A 12,148-nucleotide genomic window follows, 5' to 3' on the forward strand; every position below is an offset into this window, starting at 1 on the left:
ATGGTATGATATGAAAGCAAACTAAAAAAACGGAGGTAATCGTATGGCTGTAAAAATTAGATTAAAAAGAATGGGTGCTAAAAAATCACCATTTTATAGAATTGTAGCTGCAGATTCAAGAATGCCTAGAGATGGACGTTTCATTGAACAATTAGGAACATATGATCCTAGACAAAATCCTGCAGTTGTAACAATTAAGGAAGAAGAAGTTTTAGCATGGTTAAATAAAGGTGCTCAACCTTCTGATACTGTGAGAAACTTATTAAGCCAAAAAGGAATTATGAAAAAATTCGCTGAAGCTAAAGATGCTGCTAAAGCTAAGAAATAAAGCTGGTGATTAAAGTGGATTATGTAAAAACTTTGCATGATATTGCTAGTGAATTGGTCAGTGACAAGAATAAATTAGAAGTAAGACAGATGCCATCTTTAGAAGATGATACAATTGTTTTATATGTTTATGCGGCACATGATGATATTGCTAAGCTTATTGGCAGAAAAGGTATGATGGCTAATTCTATTCGTCAATTAATGTCTGTAAGTGGACGTTTACATGATAAGAAATTAGATATCAAATTTGAATCTTATGGAGAATAGATGTGATATCACATCTATTTTTTTTAAAGGAGAAAATATGGAACAAGTCATTATTGGAAAAATTGTAAATACACATGGAATTAAAGGTGAATTGAAAGTCAAATCTTCAACTGATTTTGTTGAGGAAAGATTTGCAAAAGGACAACATGTTTTGATTGATGATCATGGTCAGATGGTTGATATGATTGTAGCGACACACCGTTTTCATAAAGGACATGTCTTGGTTAGTTTTCAAGGTTTTCAAGATATTAATTTGGTTGAAAAGTATAAGGGATGTACAATGTATGCTCAAAAAGATATCAATCTCCTTGATGAAGGCGAATATTATATTGGAGATTTAATTGGTTGTGAAGTTTATAACCAAAATGAATGGATTGGTAAAGTGACAGATGTTCAATTATATGATCATCATGATATTTTGGTTGTTGAAGGAAATCAGAAAATTTTGATTCCTTATGTAGATGCTTTTGTTGAACATGAAAATATTGAAGAAAAACGAATTGATGTTCATTTGATTGAGGGTTTTTATGATGAAAATTGATATTCTCTCATTATTTCCAGAAATGTTTGAGGGATTTTTAAAGACTTCTATTATTAAAAGAGCAATTGATGGAGAAGTTGTCGATGTAAAGGTTCATGATTTTCGTGAATTTGCTGATAATAAACATAAAAAGGTTGATGACTATCCATACGGTGGTGGACAGGGAATGGTTTTAATGTGTCAACCGATTATTGATTGTTTAAAAACACTTGTCACACCAGATTCCTTAGTCATTTTAATGTCACCTCAGGGACAGACACTCAAGCAGCAGATGAGTCAAAAGTTATCTCAATATCAGCACTTGATTTTTATCTGTGGACATTATGAAGGTTTTGATGAGAGAATAAGAGATTATGTAGATATTGAACTATCAATTGGTGATTATGTCTTAACTGGTGGTGAATTAGCAAGCATGGTTGTGTGCGATTCAGTAATTCGATTGTTAGAAGGGGCTATTAGAGAAGCATCACATGCTGATGATTCTTTTAGTGATGGACTTTTAGAATATCCGCAATATACACGTCCTTATGAATACGATGGAAATGTCGTTCCTGAGGTTCTCATGAGTGGTCATCATGAGAATATTCGAAAATGGCGATTAAAGCAATCCATACTGAAAACATATCATAAAAGACCTGATTTGCTTGAAGAACGACAGATGAGTGAAGAAGAATTAGAAATTTTACATGAAATTCAAAAAAACAATTGATTTTTTTAATAAAAAATGATAGACTAACTAAGTCTTTGGACGCAGAAGCTCCGCTGGTTATTAAACGTATGAACTTCGTAGACTAAATTTTGTGAAGGAGGAAGTCATATTATGAATATGCAATTAGTACAAGAAATTACTAAGAAACAATTAAGAAAAGATGTTCCTGATTTTAAAGCTGGGGATACAGTTAAAGTTTATGTTAAAATTCAAGAGGGAGATAAAACACGTATTCAGTTATTTGAAGGTGTTTGTATTGCTAGAAAAGGTGGAGGAATTTCTGAAACTTTTACTGTTAGAAAGATTTCTTACCAAGTTGGTGTAGAAAGAACTTTCCCAATTCATTCTCCAATTATTGATAGAATTGAAGTTGCTAAAATCGGTAAAGTTCGTAGAGCTAAATTACATTACTTACGTGGATTATCTGGTAAAGCTGCAAGAATTAAAGAAATTCGTAAATAGGAAGTATGGGAATTCCCATACTTTTTTTCTAGTTTTTTATGACTGATGAAGGTATAATAGAAAAAGGTGATAATATGAGTGAAAAGAATAAGAAGTGGCTATATTCATTACTGGAAATGTTAGCTGTTATCGTTATAACAATAGGGATTTTTAAATTTGTGGTCATTCCAGTGAGAATTGATGGTATTTCAATGGAAAATACTTTACATGATAAAAGTATAGCTATGATTAATGCAATTGGAGTCAAAGAAGAAAATATTCATCGATTTGATATTGTTGTGATTTATAGTGAAACTTTAAAAGAAAAAATCATTAAAAGAGTTATTGGGATGCCAGGAGATACAATTGAATTTAAAGATGATATTTTATATGTGAATAATCAAGAAACACCACAGGATTTTTTAGATAAAGATTTCGTTGAAGAATCAAAAATAACATATAATGCAAAAAACTTTACTGATGATTTTAAAGTGACAGTCAATGAAGGAGAGTATTTTGTAATGGGGGATAATCGTTTAAGATCAACTGATTCAAGAGATTTGGGTGCTTTTACAATTGATGATATTATTGGTATGAAAGGACTTGTTATCTTTCCTTTTGATGATGTTCAATGGATAAAATAGGAGGAATATATGGCACAAATTCAATGGTTTCCTGGCCATATGGCCAAGGCAAAAAGACAAATTAGTGAAAGAATGAAAGTGATTGATATTGTGATTGAATTGGTGGATGCTAGAGCCCCTTATTCATCAAAAAATCCAATGATCAATGAAATTGTTAAAAATAAACCTCGTCTTATTGTTTTAACAAAGAAAGATATGGCTGATGAACAAATAACTGCTAAGTGGGTTCGTTATTATGAATCGTTAGGTTATCAGTCAATGAGTGTGAATTTAAAGAATTTTAATGAGTATCAAAAGATTATTGAAAAATGTCGTAAGGTATTAAAGCCTAAAATGGAAAAAGAATTATCAAGAGGTTTAAAACCACGAGCAATACGCGCGATGGTATTAGGTATTCCTAATGTTGGAAAATCAACATTTATTAATAAATTAGCCAATCGTAAAGCAACAGTCACTGGTAATAGACCTGGAGTGACGAAAGCACAACAGATGATTAAGGTTGATAAAGATTTTGAATTGTTTGATACACCGGGGGTCTTATGGCCAAAATTTGATAATGAACAAGTTGCAAAAAACATTGCTTTATTAGGATCAATTAAACAAACGATTTTACCTTTAGATGATTTGTTTATTGAAGCAATGAAGTATTTAACGATCCATTATCCCGAAGTATTAAAACAGCGTTATCAGTTAGAAATTGATTTGGATCATCCTGACTGGTTATTAGAAACTTTTGATCATATTGCGCAATTACGTAAAATTAAGCCATTAAAGGGTGAAACGGATTATGATCGTGTAATGGCATTGTTTTTTAGTGAAATCAATGATGGAAGTATTGGCAGAATCACTTGGGAGGAGCCAGCATGTGTAAACGATTAGAGTATGAACAATCAGCATATGCTTTAGGAAAAAAGTATGTCATCGGTTTGGATGAGGCTGGTCGTGGACCAATGGCAGGACCTTTGGTTGTTGGGGCAGTTATTTTTGAAAAAGGGTATTATAATGATATGATTAATGATTCAAAACAACTGTCAGAAAAAAAACGAGATATTTTATATGATATCATTATTCGTGATGCTTTGGCATATCAGATTGAAATTATAGATGTTGAAGAAGTTGATCGTCTCAATGTTTATCAGGCAAGTAAAAAAGGAATGCTTGATGCGATTAAACATATCAGTATTCATCCTGACTATGCTTTAAGTGATGCTATGCCTTTAGGTGATGCGATTGAACATCAGGCTATTGTTAAAGGTGATAGTTTGTCTTTAAGTATTGGGGCAGCAAGTATTTTAGCAAAAGTGACACGTGATCGTATTATGAAAGAATATGATTTGATATATCCTGAATATGGTTTTGCTAAGCATAAGGGGTATCCAACGAAACAACATAAAGAAGCATTGAAAACATATGGTGTTACACCAATTCATCGTCGTTCTTTTCAACCTGTTATTGATGTTTTAAATGAACAATTGGTACTTGAACTTTAAAATTATACATTTTTGTATAATTTTTTTTATTTTTTTAAAAATAAAAAAAGAAAAATGGGATTTTTTTGTGTATATAAGAAGTAGGAGGATTATTATATGGAAGAATTAGTATTATATTTTTCGTTAAAGTATGCAGGTGATTTTCAAAGTATTTACAATGCGTTATTAAAAAAGGAAGAGGTTGATGAAGTTCAAAAATATGACCTAAAAAAGCAGTTGAAATGTCAATATACAACGATTTTTAGTGACGATTATCCGGAAGCTTTGAAACAGATTAACTGTCCACCGTTTGTCTTATATTATTATGGTAATTTGGCATTGGTGAAAGAAAAACTTATGGGTGTTGTTGGTATGCGTGAAATGAGCGATTATGGGAAAAGGGCAACTCAGTATTTTGTATCTGGATTAGTCAATCATGATTATGTTATTGTAAGTGGGATGGCTCGAGGTGTTGATACAGTTGCACACCATACAGCTATGAATAAAGGTGGAAAAACAATTGCAGTATTAGGAACAGGGATAGAATATTGTTATCCTAAAGAGAATAGATTATTGTATGATGAACTCAAGAAATCTCATCTTGTCATGAGTGAATATCCGTTTTTGACATCACCCCAGAAAAGATTGTTTCCGTTTCGTAATCGGATTATTGCTGGACTTAGTGAAAAGGTGATGATTACTGAAGCAAGACAAAAAAGTGGGACAATGATTACAGCTGGTTATGCTTTAGAACAAGGAAAAGATATTTATTGTGTGCCAGGCAGATTTGATGACTTTGATGGCTGTAATGAGTTGATTAAACAAGGGGCAAAGTTAGTGACAAATGTGCAGGATATTATAGAAGATGAAGATTTTGGTTGACAAAATTCAAAAAAGACCTAATAATAGAAAAAACACAGGAGGTAAAATGATGGGTAAGAATTTAGTGATTGTCGAATCACCTTCAAAATCCAAAACGATTGAAAAATATTTGGGTGCTGATTATGAGGTGACTTCTTCAAAAGGACATATTAGAGACTTGGCCACAACCGGAAAAGGTGGTTTAGGTGTAGATATAGAAGATAGTTTTAAACCAAACTATGTCATAAATAAAGAGAAAAAAGATGTTGTTAAAGAATTAAAAAAATGTGTAAAAGATGCTGATTATGTTTATTTAGCAACTGACCCTGACCGTGAAGGAGAAGCTATTTCATGGCATTTGGCTGAAGTGCTAGGGTTGGATCAGACTTTAACAAATCGTGTGGTTTTTAATGAGGTTACACGTGATGCTGTTATTGATGCATTAAATCATCCGCGTACGATTGATCAAAATCTTGTGAAATCACAAGAGACACGTCGAGTTTTAGATAGAATTATTGGATTTAAGCTTTCTAAATTATTACAAAAGAAAATTAAATCAAAATCAGCAGGTCGTGTTCAATCAGTTGCTTTGCGATTGATTTGTGAAAGAGAAAAAGAAATTGAAGCATTTATTCCTGAAGAATACTGGCGTGTAAAAGCGATGTTTGAAAAAGATGATATTTCTTTTGAAGCAGAGCTGGCTAAATATCAGAATAAAAAAATTGAATTGAAAAATGCTGAAGAGACACAACATGTTTATGAATCTTTAAATAAAGAATTTATTGTCTCAGATGTGAAAAAGACACAAAAGAAACGTGCGTCTAAGCCACCGTTCATTACTTCAACTTTACAGCAGGAAGCTTCTTCTAAATTGAATTTTAAAGCAAAAAGAACAATGATGATTGCTCAAAAGTTATATGAAGGTATTGACATTGGAGAAGAAACCGTTGGGTTAATTACTTATATGAGAACGGATTCTATTCGTTTGTCTGATACATTTATTGATGAAGCTAAACATTATATTCAAGAAAAATATGGCAAAGATTATGTTGGAAGTGTGAAAGTTTCTAAGAAAAAAGAAAATGTCCAGGATGCACATGAAGGAATTCGTCCAACGAGTGTTATGCGTACTCCTGAAAGTATGAAAGAATATTTAACAGCTGATGAATTGAAACTTTATTCACTGATTTATGCCAGAGCTGTTGCTTCATTAATGGCACCAGCAAAATTAAATGCAACAACTGTCGCTTTAGATAATAATGGTTATGAATTCAAAGCCAGTGGTTCGGTTATTGCTTTTGATGGATATTTAAGAGTTTATAGTGCTTATGAAAAACAAACAGATGAATTTTTACCTGAAGTCAATGTATCAGAAGCGCTCTTAAGTCAAGATATTCAAAAATCTCAGCACTTTACAAAACCACCAGCAAGATATACAGAAGCAAAATTGATTAGAGAATTAGAAGAATTAGGTATTGGACGACCAAGTACTTATGCAAGTATTCTTGATACAATCGTCACAAGACAATATGTAGAAATGGCTGATAAGGCATTTAAACCAACCGATTCAGGAATTCTTACAAATGATAAACTGGTTGAATTCTTTGATAGTATTATTAATGTTGAATACACTGCGCAAATGGAAAAAGAGTTAGATGAAATTGCTGAAGGTGAAGATGATTATGTTCATGCTTTAACAACTTTTGAAGATAAGTTTGAACCTTTATTAGAAAATGCATATGATAAAATGGAACAAATTCAGCCTGAAAAAACGGGTGAGCAATGTCCAGAATGTGGTGGAGATTTGGTTATTCGTAAAGGAAGATATGGAACATTTGTAGCATGTTCAAATTATCCAACTTGTAAATACATTAAAAAGGATCCTGAAGAAGTTGAATATACTGGGGAAACATGTCCAAAATGTGGTAGTCCAATGATCTTTAAAAAAGGTCGTTATGGTAAATTTGAGGCATGTTCAAATTATCCAGAATGTAAATATATCAAGAATGAAAAGAAAAAAGCTGAACCAGTGATGACTGATGAAGTTTGTCCAAATTGTGGTAGTCCAATAGTCATTAAAAAAGGGCGTTTTGGTGAATTTAAAGCTTGTTCTGCATATCCAAAGTGTAAAACAATTATTAAGTAGAAAAGCCCCTGATGGGGCTTTCTTAATGGAGGAGATAAAAGAAATGGAAAAAGTAAATGTTATAGGTGCAGGGTTGGCAGGAGTAGAAGCAACCTATCAATTGGTTCGTCAAGGGATTCCAGTGCGTTTATATGAAATGAGACCAGTTAAAACAACGGATGCACACAAGACAGATTATTTTGCTGAACTGGTTTGTTCCAATTCATTAAGAGCTGATGGATTAAATAATGCTGTTGGGGTTTTAAAAGAAGAAATGCAAATGAATGAGAGTGTCATTATGAAATTTGCAAGATTACATCAAGTTCCTTCTGGAGGATCATTAGCAGTTGATCGTATTGGGTTTTCAAAAGCCGTTACGGAATTTATTTCTTCTCATCCATTAGTTGAAGTGGTGCATCAGGAAGTGACTGATATTCCTCAAGGACCAACAATTATTGCGTCAGGACCACTGACAAGTGAACCATTATCACAAGCTATTAAAGATTTGTTGCAGGAAGATTATTTTTATTTTTATGATGCAGCTGCTCCTATTATTACAAAAGAGAGTATTAATTTTGATATTGCTTATTTTAAATCAAGATATGATAAAGGCAATGCTGAATATATCAATTGTCCTATGGATGAAGAACAGTTTGATCGTTTTTATGAAGCTTTAATCAATGCTGAGGTTGTCAAGCCTAAAGAACATGAAGAAAAGTTTTTTGAAGGATGTATGCCTTTTGAGGAAATCGCAAGGCGTGGTAAACAAACATTATTGTTTGGGCCAATGAAACCAGTTGGATTAGAAAAAGATGGTGGAAAACGTTCACATGCAGTTGTTCAATTACGTCAAGATAATGCAGTTGGAACACTTTATAATATCGTAGGCTTTCAGACACATTTAAAATGGGGAGAACAAGAACGTATTATCCATATGATTCCTGGATTGGAAAATGCACATATTGTTCGTTATGGAGTCATGCATCGTAATAGTTTTATTTGTTCACCACGTTATTTAAAACCTACATATCAGTTTGTAGGACGTGAAGATTTGTTCTTTGCCGGACAAATGACTGGAGTTGAAGGATATGTAGAATCGGCTCAAAGTGGAATGGTTGCTGGGATGAATATGGCACGTTATCTTTTGCAAAAAGATCTGTTGGTTTTTCCACGTGAAACCGTTATGGGGGCTTTGGCTTATTATATTACCCATGGCAGTGAAACAGATTTTCAGCCAATGAAAGCCAATTTTGGTATTTTACCAGATTTTCCTACTCGTATTAAGAAAAAGGAAAGAAAACAGGCTTATGCAACACGTGCGATTGAAGTGATGAAGGAATTTATCAACAATGAATAAATTCCAAAAAGATATTCATGATTATCTTGATTATTTGAAATATCAAAAAAATTATTCCCCTTTAACAATTGACGGGTATCAAAGAGATATTGAACAATTTACAGTTTATTTAATCGAACAAAATATCAATAGTTTTGGTGATGTTGAGTATGCTTTTTTAAGAGGTTACTTGACGAAACTTCATCAAGAAAATCTATCAGCCAAAACAATTAATCATAAAATGAGTAGTCTTCGAGGGTTTTATCGTTATCTTTTAAATCAGGAACTAATTGTAGATAATCCATTTTTGCTTGTTGATTCTTTAAAAGAGCCACAAAGAAATCCTGATTTCCTTTATATTGATGAAATGATTGCATTATTAGATAGTATTGAAATCAATACATCATTGGGACGACGTAATAAAGCGATGCTAGAATTAATGTATGCATCAGGTTTAAGATGTAGTGAAGTTGTTGAATTAACAATTCCGCAAATTGATTTTTCTAGACAGCTTCTCCTTATTCATGGAAAAGGCAATAAAGATCGCTATGTGCCTTTTCATGATTATGCTGCTCAGTGGTTAAAAGATTATATGTCTGAAGATCGTAAGGAATTGATGGCTAAAAAACACCAAGAGCACTCATATGTGTTTGTCAATAAATTGGGTGGAAAGATGACAAACCGTGGTGTTGAGGATATTGTCAATCGAGTCATGCAGCATTTTGATGCCACTAAAAAAATTCATCCTCATACCTTTCGTCATTCTTTTGCAACGCATCTTTTACAACAAGGTATTGATATTAGAGTTGTGCAAGAATTATTAGGACATACCAATCTTTCAACAACCCAAGTTTATACACATATTACAAATCAGCATTTAAAAGAAGTTTATGATCATGCTCATCCAAGGAACAAATAAAAAGCGAAAGGTTTTATCTGTTTGAATAAATTTGAAAAAAATATTGACGTATTCAGTTGAAAATGCTAATATACTAATGTTGTAGACCTCTAGCTACAACCGCGCATAAGAGGTATTAAAGCAATGCTGCCTTGGTTGGCGAGTCTGAGAACATTACAAAAGAAGGAGGTACATCATGTACGCAATTATTGAAACTGGTGGAAAACAATTAAAAGTAGAAGTTGGAGATACTATTTTTGTAGAAAAATTAGATGTTGCTGAAGGAGAAACAGTTGTTTTGGATAAAGTTTTATTCATTGGTGATAAAACAAATAAAATTGGTAACCCATATATCAAGGGTGCAACTGTCACAGCAAAAGTAGAAAAACAAGGGAAAGAAAAGAAAGTTGTTATCTACAAATATAACCCTAAGAAACATTATCATAAGAAACAAGGTCATAGACAGCCTTATACAAAATTAGTTATTGAAGATATCAAAAAAACAGCTAGAAAAGCTGCTGCTAAAAAAGAAGAAACAGTTGAAGCAGCTGCAGAATAATGATTCAGGTTGTTATTAAAGAAAATCATCAACAAATCTTAGATATCAAGATTTCCGGTCATGCCAATAGTGATGAGAGAGGTAAAGATTTAGTTTGTGCAGGAGTGACAATATCTTGTGTAGGTGTTGCTAATGCATTAGTCAAGAATCATTTTCTTGATCAGCAGATGGGAAGTATTGATATTCAAAAGGGATTTGCACATATTGAGGTAAATCAAAGTGATAGCGTTGTCCAGGTGATACTAGAGACATTTGTGACAATTCTTGAGACGATTGAAGACACTCAATCAAAATATATAAAGATTACAAAGATGGAGGTATGAAACCATGATGTTTAAATTATTGGATTTACAATTATTCGCTTCTAAAAAGGGAGTTGGGTCAACAAAGAATGGTCGTGATTCTCACTCAAAAAGATTAGGGGCTAAATTATCTGATGGACAATTCTGTACAGCAGGTTCAATCATTTACAGACAAAGAGGAACGAAAATTCATCCTGGTGTAAATGTTGGTAAAGGTGGAGATGACACATTATTTGCAAAAGTAGATGGTGTTGTTAAATTCGAAAGAGACGGAAGAACAAGAAAGAAAGTTTCTGTTTACCCAGTAGCTTAATGGGGAACCCCTTAAATGGGGTTCTTTTTTTGAAAAAATAGGAAAGAAGGTGAAAGAATGAAGTTTATAGATAAAGTCAATATATATGTAGAAGCTGGAAAAGGTGGCGATGGAGTTGTTGCGTTTAGACGTGAAGCTTATGTTCCTAAAGGTGGTCCAGCTGGTGGCGATGGTGGTAAAGGTGGAAGTGTTATTTTTGAAGCAACAACATCTTTATCAACTTTGTTAGATTTTAGATATCGTCGTGAATATATATCTAAAAATGGTGGTCAGGGAATGGCTAAGAAAATGCATGGGGCTGATGCCAATGATATGATTTTACAAGTTCCTGTTGGGACAGTGATTTATGATCAAGATACTGGTAAGATTTTAGCAGATTTAACTCACGATAAACAACGTGCAGTGATTGCTAAAGGGGGACGTGGTGGACGTGGAAATGCCCGTTTTGCGACTAGTCGTAATCCAGCTCCTACAATTTGTGAACGTGGGGAACCAGGTGAAAAACATAATTTGGTTTGTGAGTTGAAATTATTAGCTGATGTTGGGTTAGTCGGTTTTCCATCAGTAGGAAAGTCAACATTTCTTTCAGTTGTAACACGTGCCAAACCAGAAATTGCAGATTATCATTTTACGACAATTGTTCCTAATTTAGGTGTGGTTCAGGCAAAGGATGGACGTTCATTTGTTATGGCTGATTTACCTGGATTAATTGAAGGTGCAAGTCAGGGAAAAGGTTTAGGTCACCAATTTTTAAGACATATTGAAAGATGTCGAGTGATTGTTCATGTCATTGATATGGGTGGCAGTGAAGGTCGTGATCCTTATGAAGACTATTTAGCTATTAATAAGGAATTAGGTGAATATAAATACCGTTTACTAGAAAGACCACAGATTATTATTGCTAATAAGATGGATGAACCAAATGCTGATGAAAATTTAAAAGTCTTTAAAGAAAAAATTGGTAATGATATTCCGGTTTTTCCAGTTATTGCTTTAATTCAAGAAGGTGTTGATATGCCATTATATGCCATTGCTGATTTATTAGATAAAACACCATCATTTACAAGTGAAGAGGAAGAAATGGAAAATAGTGTTCTTTATACTTATGAGGGTGATGATGAAATTGGTTTCGAAATTCAAAACGAAGGTAATGGAAATTGGCATGTAACAGGTGCAAAAGTAGAAAGAATTGTTCAAATGTCATCGCTTGGTAGTGATGATGGGGTCAAACGTTTTGCTCAAAAAATGCGTAATATTGGATTGGATGATGCTTTACGTGTAGCTGGAGTTCAACCTGGCGATACAGTTTCAATTCTTGATTTTGAGTTTGAATTCTACGAATAATGAATAGGGGGA

Annotated in this window: 16 protein-coding genes and 1 other annotated feature; all 16 genes read left to right on the forward strand. The window is 33.1% G+C overall.

Annotation, left to right across the window (positions count from 1 at the left end; all coding sequences use genetic code 11):
* Positions 1-43 precede the first annotated feature (43 nt).
* Entirely contained in the window at positions 44-328 is a 285-nt protein-coding gene (rpsP, locus tag BN1865_RS00820) for a 30S ribosomal protein S16 (protein WP_050635372.1), read from the forward strand.
* A gap of 14 nt (positions 329-342) precedes the next feature.
* On the forward strand, positions 343-594 hold the full coding sequence (locus BN1865_RS00825) for a KH domain-containing protein (RefSeq protein WP_050635373.1): 252 nt from the start codon (positions 343-345) through the stop codon (positions 592-594).
* Positions 595-631: 37 nt separating this feature from the next.
* The gene (gene rimM / locus BN1865_RS00830; RefSeq protein WP_050635374.1) at positions 632-1,135 is read left to right on the forward strand and encodes a ribosome maturation factor RimM; all 504 of its coding nucleotides are present in this window, start codon (positions 632-634) and stop codon (positions 1,133-1,135) included.
* Positions 1,125-1,844 carry a tRNA (guanosine(37)-N1)-methyltransferase TrmD gene (gene trmD / locus BN1865_RS00835; protein ID WP_050635430.1) on the forward strand — a complete coding sequence of 240 codons (720 nt, stop codon included), beginning with the start codon at positions 1,125-1,127 and terminating at the stop codon, positions 1,842-1,844. The genes rimM and trmD overlap by 11 nt, the downstream gene beginning before the upstream one ends.
* A gap of 111 nt (positions 1,845-1,955) precedes the next feature.
* Positions 1,956-2,306, forward strand: a complete 351-nt coding sequence (gene rplS, locus BN1865_RS00840; RefSeq protein WP_082189868.1) for a 50S ribosomal protein L19 — start codon at positions 1,956-1,958, stop codon at positions 2,304-2,306.
* A gap of 74 nt (positions 2,307-2,380) precedes the next feature.
* On the forward strand, positions 2,381-2,929 hold the full coding sequence (gene lepB, locus BN1865_RS00845) for a signal peptidase I (RefSeq protein WP_050635432.1): 549 nt from the start codon (positions 2,381-2,383) through the stop codon (positions 2,927-2,929).
* 9 nt (positions 2,930-2,938) lie between these two features.
* A complete protein-coding gene (gene ylqF / locus BN1865_RS00850) occupies positions 2,939-3,808 on the forward strand; it encodes a ribosome biogenesis GTPase YlqF (RefSeq protein ID WP_050635375.1) in 870 nt (289 codons plus the stop codon).
* Entirely contained in the window at positions 3,793-4,419 is a 627-nt protein-coding gene (locus BN1865_RS00855; protein ID WP_050635376.1) for a ribonuclease HII, read from the forward strand. The genes ylqF and BN1865_RS00855 overlap by 16 nt, the downstream gene beginning before the upstream one ends.
* Positions 4,420-4,515: 96 nt before the next feature.
* Positions 4,516-5,280 (forward strand): DNA-processing protein DprA, encoded by a 765-nt coding sequence (dprA, locus tag BN1865_RS00860; RefSeq protein ID WP_050635377.1) that lies wholly within the window; start codon positions 4,516-4,518, stop codon positions 5,278-5,280.
* A gap of 49 nt (positions 5,281-5,329) precedes the next feature.
* Positions 5,330-7,405 (forward strand): type I DNA topoisomerase, encoded by a 2,076-nt coding sequence (gene topA, locus BN1865_RS00865; RefSeq protein ID WP_050635378.1) that lies wholly within the window; start codon positions 5,330-5,332, stop codon positions 7,403-7,405.
* A 43-nt stretch (positions 7,406-7,448) separates the two neighbouring features.
* Positions 7,449-8,741: a methylenetetrahydrofolate--tRNA-(uracil(54)-C(5))-methyltransferase (FADH(2)-oxidizing) TrmFO gene (gene trmFO / locus BN1865_RS00870; RefSeq protein WP_050635433.1), complete on the forward strand. Its 1,293-nt coding sequence runs from the start codon at positions 7,449-7,451 to the stop codon at positions 8,739-8,741.
* The gene (gene xerC, locus BN1865_RS00875; protein ID WP_050635379.1) at positions 8,734-9,639 is read left to right on the forward strand and encodes a tyrosine recombinase XerC; all 906 of its coding nucleotides are present in this window, start codon (positions 8,734-8,736) and stop codon (positions 9,637-9,639) included. The genes trmFO and xerC overlap by 8 nt, the downstream gene beginning before the upstream one ends.
* Positions 9,640-9,726: 87 nt before the next feature.
* Positions 9,727-9,795: a sequence feature (ribosomal protein L21 leader region), on the forward strand.
* 19 nt (positions 9,796-9,814) lie between these two features.
* Complete coding sequence (rplU, locus tag BN1865_RS00880; protein ID WP_050635380.1) at positions 9,815-10,177, forward strand: 50S ribosomal protein L21; 363 nt, start codon at positions 9,815-9,817, stop codon at positions 10,175-10,177.
* Positions 10,177-10,500 carry a ribosomal-processing cysteine protease Prp gene (locus BN1865_RS00885; RefSeq protein WP_050635381.1) on the forward strand — a complete coding sequence of 108 codons (324 nt, stop codon included), beginning with the start codon at positions 10,177-10,179 and terminating at the stop codon, positions 10,498-10,500. The genes rplU and BN1865_RS00885 overlap by 1 nt, the downstream gene beginning before the upstream one ends.
* Positions 10,501-10,504: 4 nt before the next feature.
* Complete coding sequence (rpmA, locus tag BN1865_RS00890) at positions 10,505-10,792, forward strand: 50S ribosomal protein L27 (protein WP_082189869.1); 288 nt, start codon at positions 10,505-10,507, stop codon at positions 10,790-10,792.
* A 57-nt stretch (positions 10,793-10,849) separates the two neighbouring features.
* A complete protein-coding gene (obgE, locus tag BN1865_RS00895; protein WP_050635382.1) occupies positions 10,850-12,136 on the forward strand; it encodes a GTPase ObgE in 1,287 nt (428 codons plus the stop codon).
* Positions 12,137-12,148 lie beyond the last annotated feature (12 nt).

It is taken from the genome of Candidatus Stoquefichus sp. SB1, assembly GCF_001244545.1.
Classification (GTDB): Bacteria; Bacillota_I; Bacilli_A; order Erysipelotrichales; family Coprobacillaceae; genus Stoquefichus.